Below are 555 nucleotides of genomic sequence, written 5' to 3' on the forward strand. Positions count from 1 at the left end.
CCATGCGCCTAAGAGAAGTAAAACACATGTGAAAGGGTTACTCGGTTATATTGGACGCTACATGAAGCGAGGACCTATCGCTCTTCATCGCATCATTATGTATGACGGTGAAGTCGTTGCCTTTAGTTATCAAGATAAACGGGATGGCGAATGGAAAGTTGAGGAACTACCTGTGGCGGAATTCATTGGACGCCTTGTCCGACATATTCCAGATGAACAGTTTAAAATGGTACGCCACTATGGTTTGTATTCTCGTCGTATTAAGACACTCATGAAGATAGTGGTCAAACAATTTCAACTTGACACACAAAAAGTGTTAATCAATGCGAAGGAAATGATCAAACCGTTAGGTTGGCGGAAGCGGCGTATAGAATCATTTGGGGAAGATCCATTGGAATGTTCGGAATGTGGCAATGTAATGGAGTTTAGAGGGATAGCTGTGCGCAAAAATGGGCGTCTAACCCTTCAATTTGCGAATGATAGACAAGCTAAAAACTATATTAATCGGGAGATTGATTACATTGAGTCGAAAACATATGAATATAAGAAAAAAGA

At 40.7% G+C, this 555-nt stretch carries 1 protein-coding gene; it reads left to right on the forward strand.

Going from position 1 to position 555, the window contains the following annotated elements:
* On the forward strand, nt 1-555 hold a 555-nt coding region (locus ACYQ2O_RS12750), incomplete at both ends, for a transposase (protein WP_459796776.1).

Source organism: Alkalibacterium sp. m-11 (assembly GCF_054658155.1).